This is a genomic window from Salarchaeum sp. III, assembly GCF_036418315.1.
Classification (GTDB): Archaea; Halobacteriota; Halobacteria; order Halobacteriales; family Halobacteriaceae; genus Salarchaeum.
The window spans coordinates 79,501-102,757 of the sequence record NZ_JAZHPG010000021.1; the positions used below are offsets into that span (position 1 = coordinate 79,501).

Annotated in this window: 18 protein-coding genes and 6 pseudogenes; 11 read left to right on the forward strand and 13 right to left on the reverse strand. The window is 59.8% G+C overall.

Going from position 1 to position 23,257, the window contains the following annotated elements:
- Nucleotides 1–8: 8 nt before the first annotated feature.
- Both U3A55_RS05065 and U3A55_RS05070 read left to right on the forward strand, forming a co-directional pair.
- A pseudogene (locus tag U3A55_RS05065) lies at nucleotides 9–680 on the forward strand (type B DNA-directed DNA polymerase); the annotation flags it as partial.
- A 613-nt stretch (nucleotides 681–1,293) separates the two neighbouring features.
- Nucleotides 1,294–2,538 carry an orc1/cdc6 family replication initiation protein gene (locus tag U3A55_RS05070; protein ID WP_330990393.1) on the forward strand — a complete coding sequence of 415 codons (1,245 nt, stop codon included), beginning with the start codon at nucleotides 1,294–1,296 and terminating at the stop codon, nucleotides 2,536–2,538.
- 618 nt (nucleotides 2,539–3,156) lie between these two features.
- Here U3A55_RS05070 and U3A55_RS05075 read toward each other — a convergent pair.
- On the reverse strand, nucleotides 3,157–3,486 hold the full coding sequence (locus tag U3A55_RS05075; protein ID WP_330990394.1) for a hypothetical protein: 330 nt from the start codon (nucleotides 3,484–3,486) through the stop codon (nucleotides 3,157–3,159).
- A 137-nt stretch (nucleotides 3,487–3,623) separates the two neighbouring features.
- Here U3A55_RS05075 and U3A55_RS05080 point away from each other — a divergent pair, with 137 nt between their 5' ends.
- Nucleotides 3,624–4,544, forward strand: coding sequence for a MarR family transcriptional regulator (locus tag U3A55_RS05080; protein WP_330990395.1), 921 nt, complete (start codon nucleotides 3,624–3,626; stop codon nucleotides 4,542–4,544).
- A gap of 28 nt (nucleotides 4,545–4,572) precedes the next feature.
- Here the strand turns inward: U3A55_RS05080 and U3A55_RS05085 are convergent, their stop codons facing one another.
- The gene (locus tag U3A55_RS05085) at nucleotides 4,573–4,986 is read right to left on the reverse strand and encodes a PadR family transcriptional regulator (RefSeq protein WP_330990396.1); all 414 of its coding nucleotides are present in this window, start codon (nucleotides 4,984–4,986) and stop codon (nucleotides 4,573–4,575) included.
- Nucleotides 4,987–5,114: 128 nt separating this feature from the next.
- On the opposite strand from U3A55_RS05085, the gene U3A55_RS05090 reads away from it, so the two are divergent.
- Nucleotides 5,115–5,663, forward strand: a complete 549-nt coding sequence (locus tag U3A55_RS05090; protein WP_330990397.1) for a hypothetical protein — start codon at nucleotides 5,115–5,117, stop codon at nucleotides 5,661–5,663.
- 73 nt (nucleotides 5,664–5,736) lie between these two features.
- Here the strand turns inward: U3A55_RS05090 and U3A55_RS05095 are convergent, their stop codons facing one another.
- The 3 genes from U3A55_RS05095 to thsA all read right to left on the reverse strand — a co-directional run bounded on the left by U3A55_RS05095 (nucleotide 5,737) and on the right by thsA (nucleotide 10,353).
- Nucleotides 5,737–6,534: a hypothetical protein gene (locus U3A55_RS05095; protein ID WP_330990398.1), complete on the reverse strand. Its 798-nt coding sequence runs from the start codon at nucleotides 6,532–6,534 to the stop codon at nucleotides 5,737–5,739.
- Nucleotides 6,535–6,698: 164 nt separating this feature from the next.
- Entirely contained in the window at nucleotides 6,699–7,607 is a 909-nt protein-coding gene (locus U3A55_RS05100; RefSeq protein ID WP_330990399.1) for a hypothetical protein, read from the reverse strand.
- Nucleotides 7,608–7,611: 4 nt separating this feature from the next.
- Nucleotides 7,612–10,353 (reverse strand): thermosome subunit alpha, encoded by a 2,742-nt coding sequence (thsA, locus tag U3A55_RS05105; protein WP_330990400.1) that lies wholly within the window; start codon nucleotides 10,351–10,353, stop codon nucleotides 7,612–7,614.
- Nucleotides 10,354–10,642: 289 nt separating this feature from the next.
- Here thsA and U3A55_RS05110 point away from each other — a divergent pair, with 289 nt between their 5' ends.
- The gene (locus U3A55_RS05110) at nucleotides 10,643–10,930 is read left to right on the forward strand and encodes a hypothetical protein (protein ID WP_330990401.1); all 288 of its coding nucleotides are present in this window, start codon (nucleotides 10,643–10,645) and stop codon (nucleotides 10,928–10,930) included.
- On the opposite strand, the pseudogene U3A55_RS05115 reads toward U3A55_RS05110, so the two are convergent.
- The 4 pseudogenes from U3A55_RS05115 to U3A55_RS15245 form a co-directional block, all read right to left on the reverse strand.
- Nucleotides 10,927–11,726 (reverse strand): annotated as a pseudogene (locus tag U3A55_RS05115) (DUF955 domain-containing protein). The gene U3A55_RS05110 and the pseudogene U3A55_RS05115 sit on opposite strands and share 4 nt — an antisense overlap.
- 38 nt (nucleotides 11,727–11,764) lie before the next feature.
- Nucleotides 11,765–12,158, reverse strand: a pseudogene (locus tag U3A55_RS05120) (hypothetical protein).
- 412 nt (nucleotides 12,159–12,570) lie between these two features.
- Nucleotides 12,571–13,533, reverse strand: a pseudogene (locus U3A55_RS15240) (MMPL family transporter); the annotation flags it as partial.
- Nucleotides 13,518–13,739: pseudogene (locus U3A55_RS15245) on the reverse strand (transposase); the annotation flags it as partial. The pseudogenes U3A55_RS15245 and U3A55_RS15240, both read right to left, overlap by 16 nt.
- Here U3A55_RS15245 and U3A55_RS05135 point away from each other — a divergent pair.
- Nucleotides 13,740–14,275 (forward strand): annotated as a pseudogene (locus U3A55_RS05135) (transposase); the annotation flags it as partial.
- A gap of 409 nt (nucleotides 14,276–14,684) precedes the next feature.
- On the opposite strand, the gene U3A55_RS05140 reads toward U3A55_RS05135, so the two are convergent.
- The 4 genes from U3A55_RS05140 to U3A55_RS05155 all read right to left on the reverse strand — a co-directional run bounded on the left by U3A55_RS05140 (nucleotide 14,685) and on the right by U3A55_RS05155 (nucleotide 17,359).
- On the reverse strand, nucleotides 14,685–14,924 hold the full coding sequence (locus U3A55_RS05140) for a hypothetical protein (protein WP_330990404.1): 240 nt from the start codon (nucleotides 14,922–14,924) through the stop codon (nucleotides 14,685–14,687).
- A gap of 40 nt (nucleotides 14,925–14,964) precedes the next feature.
- A complete protein-coding gene (locus U3A55_RS05145) occupies nucleotides 14,965–15,177 on the reverse strand; it encodes a hypothetical protein (RefSeq protein WP_330990405.1) in 213 nt (70 codons plus the stop codon).
- A 445-nt stretch (nucleotides 15,178–15,622) separates the two neighbouring features.
- Complete coding sequence (locus tag U3A55_RS05150; protein WP_330990406.1) at nucleotides 15,623–16,168, reverse strand: GrpB family protein; 546 nt, start codon at nucleotides 16,166–16,168, stop codon at nucleotides 15,623–15,625.
- A gap of 288 nt (nucleotides 16,169–16,456) precedes the next feature.
- On the reverse strand, nucleotides 16,457–17,359 hold the full coding sequence (locus U3A55_RS05155) for a DUF7351 domain-containing protein (protein WP_330990407.1): 903 nt from the start codon (nucleotides 17,357–17,359) through the stop codon (nucleotides 16,457–16,459).
- Between the two features lie 126 nt (nucleotides 17,360–17,485).
- Here U3A55_RS05155 and U3A55_RS05160 point away from each other — a divergent pair, with 126 nt between their 5' ends.
- From U3A55_RS05160 to U3A55_RS05180, 5 genes are all read left to right on the forward strand, one after another.
- Entirely contained in the window at nucleotides 17,486–18,979 is a 1,494-nt protein-coding gene (locus tag U3A55_RS05160) for a M23 family metallopeptidase (protein ID WP_330990408.1), read from the forward strand.
- A gap of 103 nt (nucleotides 18,980–19,082) precedes the next feature.
- Nucleotides 19,083–19,373, forward strand: coding sequence for a hypothetical protein (locus U3A55_RS05165; RefSeq protein ID WP_330990409.1), 291 nt, complete (start codon nucleotides 19,083–19,085; stop codon nucleotides 19,371–19,373).
- 194 nt (nucleotides 19,374–19,567) lie between these two features.
- A complete protein-coding gene (locus tag U3A55_RS05170) occupies nucleotides 19,568–20,416 on the forward strand; it encodes a DUF6159 family protein (protein WP_330990410.1) in 849 nt (282 codons plus the stop codon).
- Between the two features lie 33 nt (nucleotides 20,417–20,449).
- Nucleotides 20,450–22,102, forward strand: a complete 1,653-nt coding sequence (locus tag U3A55_RS05175; protein WP_330990411.1) for a hypothetical protein — start codon at nucleotides 20,450–20,452, stop codon at nucleotides 22,100–22,102.
- A 10-nt stretch (nucleotides 22,103–22,112) separates the two neighbouring features.
- Nucleotides 22,113–22,940 (forward strand): ABC transporter ATP-binding protein, encoded by an 828-nt coding sequence (locus U3A55_RS05180; RefSeq protein ID WP_442978272.1) that lies wholly within the window; start codon nucleotides 22,113–22,115, stop codon nucleotides 22,938–22,940.
- Nucleotides 22,941–23,257 lie beyond the last annotated feature (317 nt).

Below are 23,257 nucleotides of genomic sequence, written 5' to 3' on the forward strand. Positions count from 1 at the left end.
ATTGACTTCTGGACGATGGTCGCGTCCTGGGGTGGGAGGCAACCGCCGACGGCGCCGTCGCGACCGAACGCGATGATTACACCCCACGATTCTACGTGGCCCCTCACGACCCAGCGTCCGACCTCGACTTCACGACGCTCCAGTCGGTGTACGACCAGCACCCGGACGTCGTCGCGACCGAGATGGATGCACGACAGCCGGGCTTTCGACGAGACGAGGATACCGTTCTCGCGGTCGATGTGGGCGACATCGACCGCGTCACTCCACTCGCCCGGCAAGCGCGCCAGCTGTCGGACTATCCAGTCGGGGATCTCGCCTGTTTCAACGTCGACTTCTCGCGGGAGTTCCGGTACTGTCTGGAGACCGGTGTCGATCCGACGCCGGCGAGCGAGCTGTCGACGCTCCGGCTCAGTATTCCGGTGACCGAAACGAGCAACGACATCTATGGGGAGCTGTCCGTCGCCGGCGACACCGTCACCGGCTCGCCGACGGATATCCTGACCGCCGTCCAAGGGGCGCTCGACGCACACGATCCGGACGTCCTGGTCTGCTCAACCAGCGAGATCGTCCCGACGCTGTACGAGATGGCGACGGACGCCGGCGTCGACGACTTCTCGCTGAGTCGGTGGCCGGACGTCGACTACCAGCAGCTTGCGAGCCGGTCGACGTACTCGAGTTTTCTCTTCGCGCATCCGTCGGGAGTTGGGCGAACGTATGAGGGTGAACTTGACCCAGTGATCGTTGCGGACTTGAGTATGTGAATAGTCCGGGCACGTCGAGATTAACCTACAAATTATTGGAGAACGTTCTTTTGTTGGTTAAGGCTGAGATATATCGGTTTTGAGAGGGTGTACTTGGTGGTTACTGCGGACATGGTGGGGTGGTTTGGTTGGCTGGCGTATTGGTGTAGAGAAGAGAGCGGGAGGGAGAGGGCGAGAAGACCTGGAAAAGAGGGAGTTAGTGAACGGGTTGGGAATTGTAGACCCTCCCTCCACTTTGTCCGCTGTTCTCGTTGAGAAGAGAGTGGGGGCTCGTTGGTAGCGGAGAATGGGTGGAAAACCCGTTTCATCTAATTCTATTCCAAATTAAGATAATGGACTATTTTAGGTAGTATCACTTAGTTCTTTCCTAGTATATAGGTGGGTTCTGTGTCTGCATTGGGACTCCCTGTTCTTTTTCTTGTTTCTGCGGACATGGTGGAGGGGGTGTGTCCCCCGCGTTCTTTATAAATGGAATTTCTGCGGACGCTGCGGACGCGGTGGTTTTATGTTGGTGTACGCGTCACGCGTTCTCATGGCGCTGTTCGAACGGGATCGAGACATCTACACCGACCGCGACGCCCTGCGGGAAGATTATCAACCCGAGGAACTCGTCGGTCGTGACGACGAGCTCACCACCTTCCAATCCGCTCTCCAACCCATCATCAACGGCGAACAACCGAACAATATCTTTCTCTACGGCAAAACCGGCGTCGGCAAAACCGCCGCCACCCGCTACCTTCTCTCCCATCTGCGCGAAGATGCCGCCGACTACGACGACATCACTCTCTCCCTCAACTTCCTCAACTGCGACGGCCTCTCCTCCTCCTACCAGGTCGCCACCCACCTCGTCAACGAACTCCGCGACGAATCCAATCAGATCTCCACCACCGGCTACCCCCTCGCCGCCGTCTACGACATGCTCTGGGAGGAACTCGACTCCCTTGGCGACACCGTCGTCATCGTCCTCGACGAAATCGACAACATCGAAGACGACAGCCTCCTCTACCAACTCCCACGCGCCCGCGCAAACAACAAACTCACCAACGCCAAAGTCGGCATCATCGGCATCTCCAACGACTTCTCCTTCCGCGAAGAACTCTCCCCCAAAGTCAAATCCAGCCTCTGCGAAAACGAAATCCACTTTCCTGCGTACGACGCCAACGACCTCATCGCCATCCTCGAACAGCGCGCCAGCGTCGCCTTCCACGACGACGTCCTCGAAGACGGCGTCATCCCACTCTGCGCCGCCTATGGCGCCAAAGACGCTGGCGACGCCCGGCAAGCCATCGACCTCCTGATGAAAGCTGGTGATATCGCTCGCGACCAGGACGGCGACATCGTCACCGAAGCCCACGTCGACCAGGGCCGGAATGCGCTTGAGCGCGGCCGCATCGAGGAAGGCGTCCGTGGCCTCACCGAACACGGCCACCTCGTCCTCTACGCCCTCCTCACCCACGAACTCGAAAACAACACACCAGTCCGCTCCCGTGACATTCGCCCACGGTATACGCGGTTCGCCGAACTCGCTGAACGCGACCCCCTCGTTCCCCGCCGCATGCGCGACCACCTCAGCGAACTCACCATGCTCGGCATCGTCGGTGTCACCGAACGCAACGAAGGCCGACGTGGCGGCACCTACCGCGAATACACCCTCGACATGGACGTCAAACAAGTCCTTGAGGCCATGTCCGATACCGTCGAGCTCGTTGGCATCCACGATTCAGTCGTCGACCAGGCACTCGCCGATGTCGATATCGACATCGAAGACCCCGCATAACACTCCCGCTCTCCAACCACCCCCGACCGACTGTTTGAGTGGCACACACAACCGCGAATTCTCGGGATGTGGGGGTTCTCTGTGTGGATAACTCCGGACACACTGGGGTCAGTGAGTGGGGGCCTTCCGGGAGCTGATTTCTGCGGACACGGTGGGGTCGCGATATCCTTTTTCCATTGCATAGTGTATTCGTTCGGGGACGTATTACTGCGGACATGGTGGGGTACTGGAGCGAAACAGTGTCTCGTAATGTCACCCGCTCTTGTGGAGGTGACTCGGAGATAGCGAACGTCTAGCGGCTTCCGGGAACAGCGGACATGGTGGGGTATCACTGGAGTGAATCGGACATAGAACTTGTTTGCAGAACAACGGACATAGTGGGGTACCAACGACCAATCCCACCCTGCTCTCCATGAGTCAGGAATATCGCGATCAACTCGAACTCGTGTATGGCCTGACAACGTTCGATGCAGAACAGCGGACACGGTGGGGTACCTTCCTCTCGATACGCACCCTCCCGCCAGACTTACCTCGACTCTCCAGGCCAGTTGAAGAGAAGTGGCCCAGCAACAACGCCGCTCCCCCACGACCCCTTAGACGTGGGATTTCCTTCAGTCGTTATTCTGTGTTCCCGGAGTTTACCGGGCCTTTGTACTGTGATTTGATTTGGTCGCCCTCTCGCCACTGCCAGTAGTAGTAGCGATTATCGTTAATCTCCTTGACCGTAATCGTTGCTTTGGTGGGGACATCGTCCGGAAGATTGTCTGGTCGTTCTTCAACTTCGTCTTGGTCGGCCGACTCCTCGAGGCGTGCCTCTCGTTCCTTGTGTTCGGCGAGCGCGTCAGCGTACGTGGCAACGTCTCGAAGCTGCTCCGATGAGGCGTCGTTGAGCGTATTGACAATCTCTGTCGGAAGGTTCGCTGGTGGGGTTGGTGGTTCGTAGGACATCGGCTGCTCTCGTGTTAACCAACACGGCCCACGAACCCATAGCTTTGTTGGTTAAGACGGTGGGGCGGTTCTCGCGATTGCTGACTGTAACACTACTCGAAACTAATTTATATGCTAGTTTCGTACTATGTTACACCGTGCTCCGGCGCATCGAACTCGAGGTCCTCGCCACGGTCGACCGCGGCGACACGATCTCCGAGCTCGCGACGAAGCTCGACCATAGCGAGAGCTACCTCTCTCGTGCCGTCGCCGACCTCGTCGAAAAGGGACTCGTCTACACGGAACGCGATGGCCGGCGAAAACGAGTCGTCCCGTCGGATGCTCGCGCCGTCGAACACTACCAGGATCTTGTCCGCCAGCACTCCCACATCGACTTCCCCGAACTGCTGACCGGGAAGGCACTCGAGGTACTGTACTACCTCGACCAGCCGCGAACCGTCTCCGAAATTGCCGACCGGAGCGACAACTACCGCAATACGGTCAATCGCGTCCTCAAGCGGTTTCGCAACCGTGGGCTCGTCGGGAGGGCCGACGGCCACTACGAGTTCAACGCTGACTTCGACCGCCTCCACGAGTTTGCCCGTGAACTCGCACACCATCTACATCGTCAACGCCTCGAAGCCGTCGCCCCGAAGGGGACGATTCTCTGGGAGGGTTACGACGAATTCCTCGCGCAGGCCGAGACGGAGATCGATGCGGAGGCGTTCCACCAAACCGGCCTCGGTCGGTTCGCGGCCTTCGACCTCCAGTTCCTGCTTACCGGCCACCGCTACTACGTCTACTCCGAGGAACTCGACGCAGTCTCGCCGGCGAAGCTCTGCTGTCACACGCTGCTCATCGACGACGGCAGCCGCCACCGCTCGTACTGTCTCCTCCTGCTCAGCCACGTCGACGTCGACGAGGCGGCCCTCCGAGCGCAGGCGACAACGTATGACCTCGAAGACGAACTCGACGCCCTGCTCCGCTACCTCGAGACGCACGGCGAGGTCGACGACGAGCGACTCCCGGAGTGGGACGAGTTCCAGGAGCTGGCGGCTGACTACAAAACCGAACCCTGAGTGCTAATTTGGACCGAATGCTCGGCAGCTACGCTTCTTCCGGACGGGGCGCGTTCTCGTACTTGACCATCTTCTCGGGCTTGTCGGAGATGGTCTCGTAGATCTGCTGGAGCGTCTCCTCTGCGGCGAGCAGGTTGTGGTCGTCGAGGAATGCCCGTCCCTTCTCGGTGAGTCCGTAGAACTTCCAGGGGTAGCCCTGTCGGCGCTGGTCATCGTCCAGGGCGACTTCCTTGACGATGCCGGCATCGATGAGCTTCTGGACGTGCTTGTAGACGGTCGCGTCGCTCACGCTGGGGTTGAGCTCCTCAAGCTCGTACATCGAGGGGAGCTGCTCGGGATGCTGGAGAATGTTGTTGATGAGCGCGAACCGCGTCTGTTGGGTGACGAAGTGGACGAGCTCGCGGGATTCCATCCCCTCAGCAGTCCCCAGATCGGTGCTCATACAACACGATACACGTTCTGGCGCCAAGTAGTTTACTCCTGAGTAAATCACCTCACAGTAAACTGTACGTATCTTAGCAGGTAATTTACTCCGTAAACCATATCTCTCCGCCACGAGACACTCATATAATGACCGAGGAGGAGTCTCCTGTTCCCGATGACGTTCTCAAAAGTGCCAAAGACCAGCTTGACGAGGAAGAGATAACGCTGGCCGACAACGAGGAAGTCTTCCACGCCTTGAGCGAGTTAACCCCGGTCTACGAGAACGACCGGTCGTATTTCGTCCTCGGAAACTATGACCGGGAGCCGATCCGACGGCTGAATCTGGTGGTGGACCGCCTTAACCGGCGCACCAACGCGTACGCGTTCCGAATGGTCGATATTCGTGGGGAGTGGGACAACAGCATCCAGAAGTTCTGCCTCATCGCGGACATCGTGACCTACCTCGTCGGTGTCGCCGAGAAAGAGCCGAGTGACTTCCTCGTCGAACAAGGACTACTCGTCGGCACGACGGAGTTCTTCGCGAAAAGTCACGTCCTAAAGCGAGAGTACGAGGACGAAGAACACCCATTTGGGTGGATGCAGGACGGCGTCTTCGAACTATTTGACCAAGAAGGACGGCTCTATCGCTGGCGAACCGAGGAGGATCTCGTTGACGTAACTGGCGAGCTGCCGTAACAGCAAGTGGGCCGATACTGACTGAGTCACCCAAAGCAAGCGTGGTCTTGAGAGCCCTGTTGGTTACTCAGGGTTAGTTCGGGTCAGCTGGGAGCCGGCCGTCTGGTCGGGGAACGCGGCCCCGTTTGATCTCGTGATCGACGCGGCGCAGGTGCTTGCAGCCGCCTTCGGGTGAACGTTGCTGCCCGTCGGGACAGGTACACGACTCGTCGATGACGTCGACTTCGTACCGGTTCCCGGACGCAGACTGTACCTCGTAGCGGCCACCCTTCGAGAGGAGTGAGACGCCCATTGCTTCGGCGACGGCACGCTTCGTGCGGGGCTCGAGATCGTCCTTCGACTGTGCGTTCTCGTCGACGACCAGTCGGTCGCGAACGTCGCCCGTTCGGCCACCGTCGGGAGCGACGGCTTCCGCAGGGCCACTGCGCCGCTCGTGGAGCACTTCCTCGACCGGATGGCCTTCCGGCCACAGGTAGTGGACCTCGCGGCGCTCGCGATGGTCGTAGGAGCCGCACGCGGCTGCGCACCCAGTCCAGACGCGCCAGGCACCGAGCGCGCCCATCACGTCGACGATGTCGCGGGGAACTGTCTGGTGGTCGTCCGGGAAGAACACCCGGAATCGGGTACACGCCTCCTGTGGCGACACGGTCTCCCACCAGTCTTCGCTGGAGCCCCAGCTGTCGTACATCGCCTCGTCGCTCCCGTAGCCGACGGTCACGCCATCGATCGGCGTCCAGTCCGCCAGGAGGTGGTCTGCCTGCCCTTCGAGTATCCGGGGGACGGCGTATCGAAGGTACTCGTGGGCTTGGTTATCCGCTGTGGGGGCGATCTGGTTCGAATCGGGTTCCGAGAGGGGTTCCTCATTAGGCATCGGGTGAGCCGGTCACGGTAAGTTCGGCATGCTCCCGGCGCACCTCCACCGGTGGTCCGGGCTCATGGATGTTCGGTGGGCAAGTGCACGGTCTACGGGAGTGGCCCGGTGAATTCAGCCGCCCGCCAGGGAGAGGTTGGAACGTGCTTCCACAATCCCACGCGTCAAATCCGCAGGAGCTCTTCTTCCAGTTCTTCCCAGAACGACGCTTTCCTGAAGGTGATCGTCCCCTCCATCAGACCCTGCTCTTCCGGGAATTCGGTCCGTGCGTGGACTTCGAAGGACTGTGGAACAGGGAGTTCACCATCGTCTGTCTGCAGGTCGTGGTACTTCATCGGCCCTTCCATCCGGACGAAATCCCCCATCACCTCCGCACTGAACCACCAGTCCCGCTCGTCGGCCGGTACCTCGATCAGGTCCCGCACCTCCTCGGGAAGGTCCTCGACGTTCGCGGACGTGTCGGAGATTTCACTTTCAGGGTCATGAGGAGTCCGCCAGGCCGTTGACTGGTACTCCGAGATGGCCTCCGGGATCGCCTCCCGGACGGACCGTGGGAGGTAGTTCTCATCGAATTCGACGGCGTCCAGGTACTCTGAGATCACGGTTACGACCGTCGACCCGTCCCAAGTGACCGCCCCTGGGTTGTAGACTAGATTCCGTTCGTACGCGTTGCGGGTCCGCTTGCCCGTGAAGCAATCGCGCGTGATCAGCTCGTCCAGGACGTCCGTGGAGGCCCGCCCCGCGATGACCAACCGATACTCCTCGCTGCTGTCGAGTTTGCCCGCGGGGAATTCGTATTCCGTGTCGGACAACTCGGCGATGTCGTACGATTCGAGGAGGTTCTTGTTCTGGATCGCCTCGAGCGTGCAATTCAGCGGGCGCTCGAGGGTGACCGTACTCCGTGCCCGGTCGAAGAACCGATCGGGGACGGTCACGCCGAAGAACAGGCGGGCATCTCCGCGTTCGTAGTTCACCTCAATCCGTTCGAGCTCGGGCTCAAAGTCACTCAGGACATCGATGGCCCGTGTGGCCCCGCTGACTAGGCTCCCGATGGGGACGGTGATGTCTGCCATCTGGTCAGTCACTCCTACTCACGCGGAGGTTCACGGGGAGCACGCACGCCCGCTCGGTCGTCTCCTCCAGCGAGACCGTGTGATGAATTGGTTCGTAGGTCGTGCCGTTCGGGTCCTCGTAGCGAATCACGATGTCGATCTCGGTCGCGGACTGCGGGACGTCAATGCCGTCGACGACCGACGTAAACTGGACGGATTCGTCGGGGTGGACCGCCGCGGTCTCGATCAGATACGCCAACCGGACGTCGTCGAGGTGTGGTTCGAGCGGGGTGAACTGCTCCCGGTCGAGCATCGTCTCCAGGACCTCGCGCAGGTCACGAAGGCCATCCCGTGAGTAGTGCTCCGGCGGTGGAACGTCGTCGTCGAGAAGCGCTACGACGTCCTCACAGGCCCGTTCGAGGAGCGCTCGATCCTGGGCGTCCAGCTTGTCGACGGGATCGAGCTTGGCGGCGTCGAACCGGTGGAGACCGATATTCAGGAATCCCTGCAGGAGGTTCCAGACTCCGCCACCAGGGATCGCGGCGGGCTCCCCGTCGACGACGGCCTCGACGTCCACAAGAGCCTTCAGCGCCCCCGTGTTTTCCAGGGAGATGTCGACCCCTCTCGCACGGTTCTGTGTGGGCAGCTGGCTCGTCGCCTCGGCGTTTAGGGCCGCCCGGAGGACGTCCAGCTGGACCCGCGTCGAACGGGTGGTTCCGGACTCGAACTCGAAGGACACCGGGAGCGAGATCGCCGTGCTCTCGGCCGGGATGTCCGTCGTTCGAAGGTACACCAGCAGGGTCCCGTAGTCGCCGAGTTCGTCCGCTGCGACCTTCGTTCGCCCCCCAGCAGTGGTCACGTCGGGGTCTTCGCCGACCACCTCAACCACCTCGAAGCTATCCGTACCGTGGATATTCACGGCTTCGACGTTCCCCGTCCATTGGAGGCGAAGCGGGAACCGCTGCTGGGGCGGGACCCAGCTCGGCGCCGAGACGGCGTCAATCGTCTCCTTGGTCCGGTGCCGTGTGCCCCCGTGGCTGCCAGGCCGGGATTCCGTGCCGAGCTGCGTGATGATGGATTCGTCCCGATCGCCGATCTCTTGAGCCGAGACGGACGCGAACGCGCGTGCAACGGACCCCGATACCGGTTCGGGCACCGCCATCGCAGCGGACGCCGTATCGTCGGCGAATCCGCTCGTCGATGCCCGCTCAGGTTCCTCCTCCCCGCCGGCGAGATCCCCCGCAGCAATGACGTCGTCAACGCGGAGGATTAGTACCGCTGCCTCGGTCGCGGACTGAATCGCGTGGGCATGGACGTGCAGCGGTTCGACCACGCCCCGCTCCCACATATCGGCGACCGACCCCGCGTGGGCGTCGATCCCGGCGCCTGTGTTCCCGGTCGTGTGCTCGGTTCGGAGTTCGACGAGTGCATCGATCGGGTCGAGCCCGGCGTTCTCGGCCAAGGTCCGCGGGATTGCCTCGAGTGCGTCGGCGAACGCCTCGATCGCGAGTTGCTCCCGGCCGGCGACCGAATTGGCGTACTCCCGGATCTGACCTGCGATCGCAACCTCGGTGGCGCCGCCTCCGGGGAGGCTCCGTCCGTCGACGAGGTTATGGGCAACGACCGCGATCGCATCTCGGACGGCGCGTTCGACCTTGTCGACCACGTGGTCGGTCCCGCCCCGGAGGAGGAGCGTCGCGACGCCCCGATCGGCACTCCCCTCGATGACGAGGCGATCACGCCCACCGAGGGCACGCACCGAAACAGCACTCGCACCGCCTAGCTCCTCCACGGTGAGGGCCTTCGCCTGTGGGACGACGCCGGCGCCCGTCGCGGTCGCCACCCGCGAGAACTGCTGGGCGCCCACCTCTTCGAGGCAGGTCACCCCCTGGTCGACCAGAGGGCCGCGGATCTCCGCGTCGATCTCTCCGGTCGAGAGGAGGACGTCCATCCCCAGCTCGACAAGCGTGGTCACCAGCGCCTGTCGAGACTCGCCCTCGTGGTCTAGGATGCGCCCGAACGTCGCCGTATCGGAGACAGTGTACTCGCCGTCGAACCCGGACAGCGCGACGTCGCCGTCGACCAGCGCCACCTCCGCGCTGTCCAGGTCGTGCGCGGCAGGGGGCCGGTCGGTTGGCGCCTCAAGGAGGACACCGTCGAGGATCGTGGACGCGGCAACCGACCTGCCCGGGATCGTCTCGATGGCGATGTTCGCGGTGTTCACATGGTCGTCGGACGTGGCGGTGAGAACGCCTGAGACGACGAGGCCGGCCAACTGGTCCGCGGCGTCACCGGTCCCCTTCCCGGTGAGCGCTGTGGTCGCGACGTTGCGGAGGTGGTCGATCTCGGCATTCGGTTCCGTCGCCGTGGCTTCCAGGATGTCCGTCGCCTTGGTAGCGGCCTTCCTGTAGCCGTTACTGATGACGGTCGCGTGGACGTCCTGGTCGAGGAGGTCCTCCGCTTGCCCGAGAAGGCTGCCAACCAGGACCGCCGCCGATGTCGTGCCGTCACCCACCGTCTCGACCTGGGACTTTGTCACCTCCCTGATCATCCGCGCTGCCGGATGCTCCAGGTCCATCTCGTGGAGGACCGACACCCCATCGTTCGTGACGAGGACCGACCCATCGGAATCCACGAGCATCTTGTCCATCCCCTTCGGGCCAAGCGTCGTTCGAACGGCCTCTGCCATCGCCCGGCCAGCAGCGATGTTCATCGACCGGGCATCCCGGCCTTTCCGACGACTCGATGACTCGGAGACGATGAACATCGGGTTAGTTCGCATTCGCTGCGTCGTCTCGGTGCGATCGTCACCCCCTGGCGACCCAAATGACATCAGTTGATGATGGTCAAGTGATACCGTCAGGATGTAATAAAATATTCGCCCGAAACGGGACGAGTAATCCAGCGTGCGAGCGGTGCCGGCTTGGGGTGCCGTCGGTCCGGTGTGGCGAGGCTGCGTACTCGGTTCCGTCGCGACCCCGTTCAGTTTCACCTATTCGGCCACTTGCACGCCGGGTCTGTCTGAGGCCCTTGAGGAAGCCCCGGTATGGACACGTATGCATTCGCGGACCAGTTCGACGCACGAGCTTCCCGAGCTTCCCACGCTCGAGCTCGGCGTCACCCTGCTCGAGACGGAATCGGACCACGCCACCGGCCCGCTCCAGACGCTCACGGTCGACCAGATGCTCCTGGACAGCGGTACCGCGCTCTGGGTCGCCCCCGGCCGCCTCTGGGTGACCTCCTCCCTGGCCGACCTCACCCCCAGTCGCCGCATTCATTGCGGTAGGAGTTGCTGGTCTGATGCTACTCGTTGGACTGTTCCGCAAGTGAAGCGAGCGGGCTAATATTCGAGCACGTCGATGAGCTCTTCTGCTGTGGAACTGATCCGTCCGAGCCGCTCGCGAACGACCTCGGGGTTATCCGACTCCCACGCAGCGGGGTAGAACGCCGACCCGCTGGTGTCCAACCCATAGTACCGCCCGACGACGTAGGCGACGGCTTCGGCCTCGACTTCGCGTTTTGCCCGCTCGGTGTCGTCGTCGACGTCGAAGTGGAGCAGGGCGTGTGCGTACTCGTGAATTAGCGTCCGCGCGAGGTCGGCCTCGTTCTCCCGATCACGCACCTCGACGAGCGGCTGGACGTCGACGAGGCTCAGCTGCTCGCAGATACCCTTCGCCTCGCCGTGGGTCCACTCCTCGGCTGGAACGATCCGCACCGTCACGCCGAGGTCGTCAGCGGCGGCAGTCAACTGTTCGACGAGGTCACCGGCGTCCCCGGTCGCTTCCGTGTCCAGGTCGGGAAGCGGCTCACCTTCGGTCTGGGAGACGTCGAACACCGGCGCGGGCTTGAACCCCACCAGGCCCTCGGACCACTTCTCGGGTGGCGTCTCGTCGTACTCACAGTCACTGTCCTCGTGGTAGCTCGGCGAGTTCTCGCACTCCGGGCACTGCTTGGTGATGATCGGCGCCCAGATCCAGATGGTCGACTCTCCTTCCGTGACGTGGCGGCCGAACTCCTCCTGCCACGTGTACGGTAGCCGGCGACGAGGTCGTCGATCCACTGTTCGATGGTGCTGTTCATCTCGTCGGATCGTGTGTCGGTCTGGTCGAAGGAGACCGACGAGTCTCTGGTCGTGGACATCGTGATCATCGAATCGAGTTCACGGCGACTGCGTCTGTTCAGACCGCGCCGCACCCCTCAGGGGCGTTCAAAAACCGCTCTGTCGGGTAGCGGAGTTCGTGACGTTCCTTAGCGAAGCCGACCGTGACGAGATATTCGAGGAACTCGTCGAACCGCTCGACGTCCTAGGCGTGTCGGTCGCAAGGTGACGCGCCCACTCAATGGCCCACTGGAAGGCGGGATCTGTGCCGCCCTTGCCGTGAATGTACCACCACCGGGTCGCTTTCAATACGACCAGCGGATTCGTCGGCGGCTGCTCATCGGCGAGCCATGGGTAATGGATTCGATTTCATCGGGGATGTCGGCGGGATCGATCTCCGCTGATTGTGTGTTGTCGATATCGACCGGAATCTCGTCGATCGAGACGTTGTCGGGACTCTGTTGTTGACTCACTGGAAGTCACCTCTGAGAGCTTTCGAAGGAGCCCTCGCCCTCTCTGGGGGCACGAAAAACAGGTCGCGAAGTCACGCCGGCGGGTGGTAGACGCTCTGCTCGCCGGCGATCTCCTCCAAGTTGTTCCGGTAACATGTAGCGAGCGGAAGCCCGCGCGCGTTTAGGGATGGACCCGAGCGACAGTACACCGTAGCAAACTACGTACTACGACTCGTCTGAATGCTCCACCACATCCGGCTTCGATTATCTCCTGGTATGCTTCTGTGAGGTCCATATTCTGCTGTTCGGCGTAGTCTTCAGCTGTATGGCTAAGATAGGGTATTCTGGATGTACTACAACTCCCCTTCAAACGAAGAAAAAGCAAAACCGCGGAGAGATCACTCAGACGATCTGCGAAAGTAGTTCAGACGCTTCAGTCATCACCACCAACAGCACTCGATTCAGGTCCGGTATCGCTCTCGATCCTATGTTCCTCCGGCCCGAAGTACCGAGTCCAGAGCACGAGCAAGCTGGGGAGAACCAGCAGGCTCGAAATGAAGGCATACAGGATCGTGAGAGAGGTGATGATGCCGAATTGCTGGAGGGGTGGGAGAATGGCGAAGGCGAGGACACCGAACCCGCCAATCGTTGTCGCCGCACTCCCGAGGAGTGCGCCACCGGTTCCAGTGACCGCACGGTTCATCGCTGTCCACATCGAATCCGTCCGTTCGAGCTCCTGATTGTACCGCTCGCTAACGTGGATGCTGTATGCAACACCGAGCCCCACAGTGAGGCTCGAAATCATCCCAGTAAGCATGTTGAACGGAATGTTCAACAGGTGCATAGAGCCGAAGATTCACGTCACGCTGAACACGACCGGAAGGACCGTCACCGCACCGAGCGTGGCACTTCCTTCACTAGCGCGGTACGCGATCATCAGGAACCCGAGAATGGCGGCGAGGGCGATGGCGAGACTCTGAATAACAGAGTCTAGTAGCCGGTTCTGGCTGATTTTGCTGACGATAGTATCGCCCGTTGCGGTGGCAGTGAGACTGCTCTCAGTCTCGATACTGTTAGCCATCGCTCGTATCTCACTCATAACTTGGCCTCCCGATGCACCACCATCCGTGGAAATGACGAGACGTGCCGCCTCGTAGTTTCCACTATCCGACTGTTCAATGACGCCAGCTGCTTGCTGGGGAGCGACTGCGAACAGTTTGTCGTACACGCCGGCGAGATTCTGATCCGGGACCCCGTCACCGTCGGTGTCCGCGGCTGTGAGCGTCTGATTGAACGACTCGTTCTCGCTTGCGACCTGTTCCATCACCGATATCGGGCCTTGGACCCGTGCTTCACCGTTCACCGATATTACGGCGGGACTCGACGCGCTTGTCTCGACGGCCCGTTCTCGCCTTCGATCCGGTACTCCTCGCGGGTGAAGTAGTGCTTGTTCTCTTTCAGCACATTCCTCGGATACAACTCCGAGGGGCCGTCTTCATAGTCGATGGCGAGATGGTTGCTGATGCCGAGGTCGATACCCGCTGTATTATCGCCCGGTGCGTCTTCGACCGAACTTTCTTTCTTACAGACGAGGTGTAGTTCTCACTCGTCGCCTGTACGACCACGACCGGTCAGCAGTACCTTTACGAAGGGCGCAACCTGTTCGCCCGCTTCTGCGATACCACCGAGGAGATCGCCCGCTTGCAGTCCAAACTCCGTGAGGGCCGGTACAGCAGTCGCCGTATTCGACGCCTCTACCGAAAGCGGACACGACGCCGCGACCACGCACAGGACGCGCTCGTCCGCGACTTGATAGAACGGCTGTACGACGAAGGCGTGGCAACCGTGTACGTGGGCGACCTCACCGATGTACTGCCGGAACATTGGACGGCAGCGGTGAACGCGAAAACCACCAGTTCTGGGCGTATCGCTCGTTCATCGACCGGCTTGCCACGACCGCCGAGGAGTACGACATCACGGTCGAAGTCGAGTCAGAAGCGTACACGACGGCGGAGTGCCCGGTGTGTGGTGAGCGCGACGATACAGAGCGGGACGGCGACGTGTTCCGGTGTTCGTGTGGCTACGAAGGTCACGCCGATCTCGACGCGTCACGGACGTTCCTCAAACGACAGGCTGGCACGAATCTGGCCGTTGCTGTCGGCGGTTTTCCTAATCTGTCTGCGACACGCTGAATGTCGTCGAGAATTACGTCTGCGTCCGTTACGATCTGGTCGCGACGATGGACTGCGGTTACGTGGCCTCCCAACTCGTTGGAGGTCGCAAATGCCTCGCCACAGTCGTCACAGATATGGTCGGTCAAAGATCCGTCACCTCCCTCCGCGATTCCCCTGTAACGGGTTATAAACTCTCGACCTCATCCTCAACTCCTGCTTCCAGTAGGGGTTACAACGGGGCGATTCGTCTCGCCAGGGATACTCTACTTCGGTCATGGCTCGGTGACGAGAGATGAACTTCCTCGCACACTCCTCGGGGGAAATAAACACTATCGGCCCGAAATCGTACTTGGATTTCAGCTCGATAAATAGCCTACAGGAAGCCGGAGAGTATCAGTGTGAGGAACCAGCCGCCGAAGAACGTGGCCCAAGTCAGTCCCTTGTGGAACCGTGACCAGTAGGTGTGAAGCGTTTGCGGCTTGTCGGTGAACCACACGTCACTATCCTCGGCGCCGTCAGTGACGAGACCGGAGCGCAACAGCAGACGGAGCCCGAGGGGCCTCGGGAGCGGCGTCAGGACGAATCCAAGGTAGACTAGCGCCGTTTGCACCATATTTGTACAGGATACTCACGTATCGGTAAGTGCAGCAGATCTATTCTTCGAGTTTGTCTGTTACCGCCTCGAAGAGCCGGTCTGTCCGCTCTGGGAAGACGAGCGCAGCGAGGGTTCCAACGACGACCCCAACAACAATACCCTGTGTGATATCTTGGAGAACTGTCGTTCCGAGTGCCGCTCCGAACGTCACTCCGACCAGCATTGCGAAGACTACCCGTTCTCCATCAGTGTCGTCGGACTCCTCAGACATCTGTATCGGATAAATCGTCGGGAGGCAAAAAACTGGGGCAGCCTTGCGTGAGCTGAAATAACTGTTCGGTTCACGCACTAACTGTGCGGGTGTTCCACGCTAACTCCCGCTCGTGAAAAGCCGCCGTATATTGGAACGGTGTTTCGATACGTAGACGTGTTCTGCTTACTGATACGTACTCTACTGTAGTATCGCTTGGGTGCAGAGTGACAATCCCCGACCTCCAGCTAGGACCCACTCTCAGTAGTTGGTGGTTCGGCTGCAGGAACTGATAGAAGAGCGTCGCAATGTCGGCTTTGCTGGATTGCTGAGGCTGTGTAGCGAAAGTAACGAGAGTTCGTTGGGCGGAGAACCTTCGACATGATCTGCGTTATCCGTCGTGTGAATCGCTCACTCCTGTTGGGCTTGAGACGCGGCAAGCGTGCCGCCGCAGTGGAAGCTAGGCTCATTGGAGATAGTCCGGCAACCGCTTTTCGTAGCCGGCAGATTCGGCGCGTTGGAGGAGGTCAGCGACGATGTCCGACTTCGCTTTGGTGTAGTCGCCGGGATCATCGGCATGATTCTTGACAGCCTCGCGCTTGACTTTCTCGTACTCCCGGCGTGCGTCGGGGTGCTCGCGGAGGTACTCGCGAAAGAGGATCTGGTTTCGAATCTTTACTTCGTCCGATTTGGTGTGCATTCTGTGGAAGACGGCGTGGTCGTCGGCCCAATTGATGAGCAGAATCGAGGTGTCCGCCTCGCCGAATCGTTCGAACTCGTCGTCTTCCTGGACGATTCGTTCTGCAGTCTCGTTCATCTGTTCGAACGAGTCGAAGGCGACTAGGACGTCCAGTGCGGGTTTACCGGGCACGTTCGGAATTGCAGTGCTCCCAACGTGGTGGACGCCGAGGAGTCCCTCACCGGCAGCATCTTGTAGTCGCTCTTTTTCGCGTTCGAATTTCTCTGTCCAGACCGGGTCTTCAAGCAGTGTGATGTCCTCGCTGGGGTCCATCGCTGGAAGCAAGTGTAGTCACTACCCGAGGAAAAAACTTACCAATTGGATTTAATTTACCCTTCACTTACTATTTCTCGATCTGGGTATTTAAAATGTTCCCTCCTCCAGATTTCAGAACCCTGGGTGGACTTCCGAGTTCCACCAGCTCACGAAGTTCGCAGATCTACTTACCGATCCCTCTTCATCAGAAGTTAGTATCCGACGAGGACGTTTACAGAGCTGTCTCGGTATACTTTCCAATTATTCAGACGTTGCAGCTGAGCTGACTGACGGCCACCAAGCCAGTTATTCAACGACAGTAGAACAGATTTCGAGTTCGTCGGTAACAGTAATTTCAGCGACAGCGTCGTCATACGTGATGCTGATCGTGACTTGGAACGGATCGTCCGAGCTGACCCAACCGGTGACGTCAGGGAGCACTTGCTCTGTCGCTCGCATGCTACTCGACTCACTGAGCGGAACATCGAGTTCGATCAGCGCCTTCGTCACCTGCGGTTCGAATTGGAGTGCACTGACGATATCGACAGTGATGAACCACGAGCATGTCCCACAGGTCAGCTCCGCAGTCGGTGTCGAGTCCTCATCGAGCCGCGCCCGCGGCACAGTGATGCTGGTGATGCCCGCACACGACGGGCATTGCCCCGTGCGAGCCAGTCCGACGTGGTGCATCATCCGGTCGTAGAGTACTTTGTAAATCCCCGCTCCCTCGCGGACAGCGATCCCGTTTTTCGGAAACCGGTACGTCGCTCCCCAGAACAGGTCACACGCAGGGCATTCAACGGTGAGAAACTCCTGGTCGTACTTCCCTTGGAGCCCAGACCCGCAGTTCGGACAGGCCTCCTCAATATCGAAGTCGGTCGGTATCGACTCTGTCGGGCGGTTCGCAATGACTGCCTCGTAGAGCGCAATAGCGCTCGCCGTTGGAACGTATCCCTCCGCCACCTCTTCGATGTAGACGCCGCGGAGCTTTTCGAGGTGGTAGTTGAACTTCCCGCTGTCTTCCATCTCTGTTGCTGCCATCAGTTCGGCGTACGAGAGCGTGCGCTGCTCCCGTACGTCCGACCGTGACTCCGGATCCACTGGCGAGTATCGCTCAAAGAACGCGCGCAGAATGTCGAGTCTGATTTCGTGGCCGAGCAGCGCGAACGCCTCCTCCGACGCCGCTCCTCCGTGTTCACTGGTCGTCATACAGACTCGTTGAACGGTGGGGCCATTGAGTGCTCCCCTCCGCGACGTGTGTGAGTTGTTCTTGTGAAGTTGGGCTCACAGAATACTTACACCCCTGAACACCCATTTCTTACGCAGTACCTACGGATGTCGAATCAAGCTCCATCACCGTCTCTGGGATCGCGTCTCCGCAAGCGGATCCAGTCTATCAGCCCGGTCTCCCTGACGCTGCTCGGGTTTATTGGGATCCTTGGGAACCTGTTCCCCGAGCTTGAGATACTCAAGTTGTTCCACCTGTTCTGGTTCTTCGTGCTCTGGCCGTTCGTGTCGATGCTGCTCAGCGGCACCAAGTACTCTATCGGAGTCGGCACTGACGACGAGGGCCCGCGAGACTGGCTCGAAATGGACAACGGCTGGCGAGGCCACGTCGCCTTTCTGCTTGGTATCCCACTGTCGTTTTTCAATCCACTCGTGTTTCGCCAGGACGCGATGCAACTGCTGGGGAGTCTCGTGGCTATCGGCAGACACCGTGGGTCGCTTCCCGATCCAGAAACGTACGACCAGGCCACAAGCTATCGACTGCCCGTCGAGGGGACATGGACAGTGGTGAACGGGAGTCCGATCAAAGAGTACTCTCACTCGTGGTTTCCGGCGACCCAGCGCTACGCCTACGACTTTGTGATCACCGACGAAGAGGGACGTAGCCGTCCAGCTGGCACAGATACGAGTATCGAGAACTACTACTGCTACGACCAACCGGTCCTCGCACCGGCCGACGGCGTCGTCGTCGATGTGCATGACGATGACCCGGAACTCGGGCGAGCCGGTGGATTCTCGCATCCGCTCAAACAGAGTATGACCGGGAACGCCGTCACGATCCGGCACGCGGAAGACGAGTACAGTTGTCTCGCCCATCTCGTCCCGGGTAGCATCGAGGTCGAACCCGGAGACCGCGTGACGCGCGGCGAGCAGATCGGTCGGTGTGGGCATTCCGGGAACTCTGCAGAGCCACACCTCCACTTCCAGCTTCAGGATCACCCGACGTTCGAGATCTCGGCGGGATTACCGATCCGGTTCGACGACATTGACGTGGACACACCGGGAGTAGATGTTGTTGAAGAGACTCGCTGGACGGAACCGGATGGGTCTGGCCGCTCCATTCACGTCGGCCAGCGGGTGTCAGATACTACTGACGGTGAGCTGCATCGATCCGAGGACACAGCTGGTCCGTCCGAGGTGACGGCTTCCTCGGGGCTCAGTCGCGTCCGAACGCTTAGCCGGGTCGCTACGGGTGTCTCCATCGGCGGCTTCGTCACCGTGCTCGCGGGGTTTGTCGTGCCGTCGTTACAGACGATTGCACTCGCGCTCGCAGGACTGGCCGGTCTCGGACTCGTCTATCAGTTCGGGCGGGGGCTCGTGAGCGGTGACCGAGTCCGTCTCGGATCTCTCGGCACAGTTTGTGGTGTCGGCGTGGCGGCGGCGCTGGCCGGTGCCTTTGCCGCCCTGGATATACGTCCCGCACTTGATTCATCTGGGATCGGACCGGGGATGTTCGTGACTGGGTTCCTGTTGTACATCGCAGTCTGGGAATACAAGCGGCGAGACCTGTTCCGAGTGATTAGTGGGGTGGCCGATAAATGAGAACGGCCATTTGCCAGATTCGCCGTCCTCTGACCCGATACAATGATGTATCGTTCCAGAAGGTCTCCTCGACGTATGCGATGATAGATCGGGGTGAGGACATATGCTAAGTTGGGTCGGAAGCACCGAGTTCCACTTCGTACTGGTGGTTTTCGGGTTCGTGATGATCGTGCTTGGCCTACGCGGCTACTCTCGTGGGACCCTCTCACAGTCGGAACTACTGTTCGTGCTGGTTGCATCCGTTGCTTGGATTGCTTACTCAATAGCAGATGCTACAGCATTCCTCTCGCTACCAAACTTCATCTCAGGTTTGTTAACAGGAGTTCTGTCACTCCTGTTCATCTCGTTGTTCCTCTACTGGGGATACATACGACGAGGAGAGGAGGACAATTGATTCGTCTCCACATGGACGACTGCTTCGTCATAGAGACCCTGAAACGGAGGATGAGCAGATGAGGGAGCCAAATCGATGACTGATAAAACGTCCGCCCTACTGCTGGCTCAGAACGCAAGCACGGTATTAAATGTAAATGGATGCGTGATTCCAGCCATATGAGAATATTTAGTCGCCTCAAAACTGGATTCGGTATGGCACGCCGGAGCGGCCGCGTGCTCAGAGCCCATCCAAAATTGCTGGTGTTCCCGCTGATTGGTGGGCTCTCCGGCATCGCGTTCATCGTAACGCTGTTCGGGAGTCTGCTCCTTACGGACTCCGTTCAGAACCCCGGGCTGGTGCTGTATGGCGCATTGTTCGTTGCCTATCTCGTCGAGACGTTCGTCGCGTCGTTTTTCACTGCGGCCCTCGTCGCAGCGACGCGCACGGTCTTCCACGGCGAGGAACCGTCGGTTCGTGGGTCTCTGGCCGCCGCCTGGCAGCGGAAGCTGCCGCTGTTCGCTTGGTCGCTCGTCGCCGCTCTCGTTGGCGTGCTCATCCGCCTCATCGAATCTGAGGATAACCTCGTGGCGCAGGTCCTCGCCGGCGTCTTCGCGGTGGCATGGAGCGTCATGACCTACTTCGTCGTCCCCGTCATCGTCTTCCGTAACCCCTCTGTCACGGAGATGTTCTCGGAAAGCGCTAGTACGTTCAAAGACACGTGGGGGGAGTCTATTGGTGCGATGGCCACCATCGACATCTTCTCGTTCCTGTTCGCGCTCGTCGGCCTCGGACTCGGTGTCCTCACATTCGTCGTGACCGGTGGCACGAGTATCCAGCTAGTAGCGACAGTGCTAATCGGTGGCTCCGCATTCGTCTTCGGCCTCCTACTCGGGAAAGCACTCAGCGGCGTCGCCAAGACAGCGCTGTACGTCTACGCCACCGAACGCACTGCGCCAGAATTTTTCGACGACATGAACTTCAGTGCGCTTGGCGGTAACACCTCAGCGTCAACCCGCGGGTTTGGAAATCGGTTCAACGGTCCAGGGAACGGGCGAATCTAACGACTGATTCCGCTGAACTGCGGGCTTTGAGAGATGATGATCCGACCAACTCACATACCCACGGACGTCCGGCAGGGAGTGAAAATCGCGCGGGCGGAGTGGATACGCCATCATCGTGAATTCGGAACTCCGCTGACTGGTCGCCCCCTTGTACTCGTCATTCTGGTCGGAATCGCCAGCGCTCTCGGGTGGCTTGGGTACTCACTGGGACGCGACCTCATCGCCGGACAGCCGCTTCCAGCTGGCGTGGTAAGCCTCTTTGTCAGTGCCGCGTTCGTCTGGATGGTTTGGCGAAGTTCGAAGTACACGCACGTTCGGTTCGAACGTCTGAACCCAAATTTCCTGTTGACGACTGTTCCCGCCAGAACCGCTGCGCTGGGTCTACTGGGGTTCGTCTACGCGCGACTACTCACTACGCTCGTCGTGCCGACACTCGGGATCGCAATCGGCACCGCAATCGGACTCCGGTCGCCAACGGTTGTACTCACAATCACTCTCGCAAGCGCGTGCGTAGCTGTGCTCGCCGCTGTACTCGGAGCCACCAGTAGACTCGCCGCCCGACTCGTCGCACTCCGACTCGTACGAGCACGGTACTATCGAGATCTCCTCATCGTGTTCGGCTGGATTCCGCTCATCATCGCTGCGATGCTTCTACAAGAGCTGTCATTCTCGCTTGCCCCGTTAGCCGGACTCCTCGGTGCGTTGCCGCTCGCATGGTTCGTAGACCTCGCGCTCATCGGCACTCCAACTGATACAGTCACCTCCCCTCGTTACCCGCTACGTGTGTTCGCTCTCCTTGGTACCACAGTCCCGATTTTCACGGCCGGGACGACGCTCCTCGCTCGCCAGGTCTGGGAACACGATTCTACCAGTTCGACAGGAACTCGCGGTTCACACTCACTTCTCAAAACAGGGATCGTCGAGCGATTTGTCGGTGAACGTATCCCGCGAGCGATGTACACCGTTGCTCGGGAGCGCTGGCTGATGGAACGCCGGGTTCCACAGGGACTCCTGTCCACGGGCTATGCCCTCCTATTCATGGGCGTGGTTGGGTTCCCAGTGGTCGCACTTGCCGGTGGTACAACCAGTCTGCTGGTGTTTTTCGCAGTTACGCTCGGCCTCGTCACTGGTGTCGCCTTCAGTTCGGATCCAATCGGCACCGAATATCGCGCCTTGCCAATGCTGTTCACGTCGGTCACCGGCCGGCAATTCGTTGGTGGGTCACTCCTCGCCGCGACCGTAGTCGGAATCCCGCTAATTGCCCTCATCATCGTTCCACTTGGCATCGTCGGTCCCGTTGGGTTTGGGCAAACGTTCTTGATTGCACTCCTCGGGAGTGCCGTCTGCACGTGTACTGCGACGGTCGCCACTATGGTCGGGCTGGGCGTCGAGCGGTTCAACTACGCTCCAGTTCCGTTTTTCTTCACCGATGTGCCGATTTACGCGGAAGTGGGTGCTGCTGCATTCCTTCGTCACGGTCTGGTTCTTGCCATCGGGGTGTTCGTCAGTATACCAGCCTTCCTGGGGACCGCTCCGCCTATCTACGAGGCCATCACAGCCCACGGGGTGCCGACCGCTGTCGTCCAGATCGGCGCGCTTCTTCTCACACTGTTGCTTGCCGCCATCATCACGAGAACTGCGTTCAGGGTTGCAGTACAGCGGTTCCGAGACTATCAACTCGGGTGACCTCCAGACTATGACCAACAGAACAAACGACACGCCGAGTGCGGATAACCGAGAACCTCGTACTGGAATAGATACTCAACCAGCGATCAGCACGGACGATTTAACGAAGACGTATAGCGACACGACAGCCGTCGATAGCCTCACTCTCACAGTCGAACGGGGAGCGGTGTACGGATTTCTCGGTCCGAACGGCGCGGGAAAAACGACGACAATCCGAATGCTGACGGCGTTACTGCCTCCGACCAGTGGCTCCGGACGTGTCGCGGGGGCATCAATCACTGACCGCGAGGCACTCATCGAACAGATTGGCTACCTGCCCGAGTCACCACCGATCCACGAGGAGTTCACCGCCCGCGAGCAACTCGAATACCACGGCGGGCTACGCAATATGACTCCAGCTGCCATCGACGACCGGATCGACACACTCCTCGCCCGATTCGAGTTGACCGACGCTGCCGACCAGCGGATCGCCACGTACTCAAAAGGGATGCGACAGAAGACCGGGTTAATTCAGGCGATTATGCACGATCCTGACGTGGTCTTTCTCGACGAGCCAACGTCCGGGCTTGATCCGCGTGCCGCCCGAACAGTACGGGAGACGATTACGAACCTCGCTGCCGAGAACACCACCGTGTTCCTCTCCACGCACATTCTCTCCGTCGTCGAGGAAATTGCGACCAGTGTCGGCATTCTCTACGAGGGTGACCTTGTCGCGGAGGGCCACCCCAGCGAGCTCACAACCCGCAAAGCAATCGATGAAGAACAAACGCTCGAAGACGTGTTCCTCGAAGTCACAACCGAAGACGAATACCGTACGGATGAATCCACCTCGGAGTGAGTACTATCCGCGCTTCGAATTGTCTCTACATTGAAGACTGAGCCGAGTATCCAAAGCTATCGTCAGTGATACCGGGGACTTCCTCATGGTTCGGTTCACCGATGGGTTCTGACGAGACGTGGAATCGCACCTATACTAGCGACAGTACTCAATACTCTGTGGTGGCCGTCCGGTCGGAACGGGAATCGATCAAGGGCTTGGAGCACGTAAAAGAGTGGAACTGCTGCACTATCGGTCACCTCTGCGAGAACTATTTCGCCGACTGATACAGGTGAGAAAGGCCGAAACAACTAATGAGGAAATGCCAGCAACAAGAC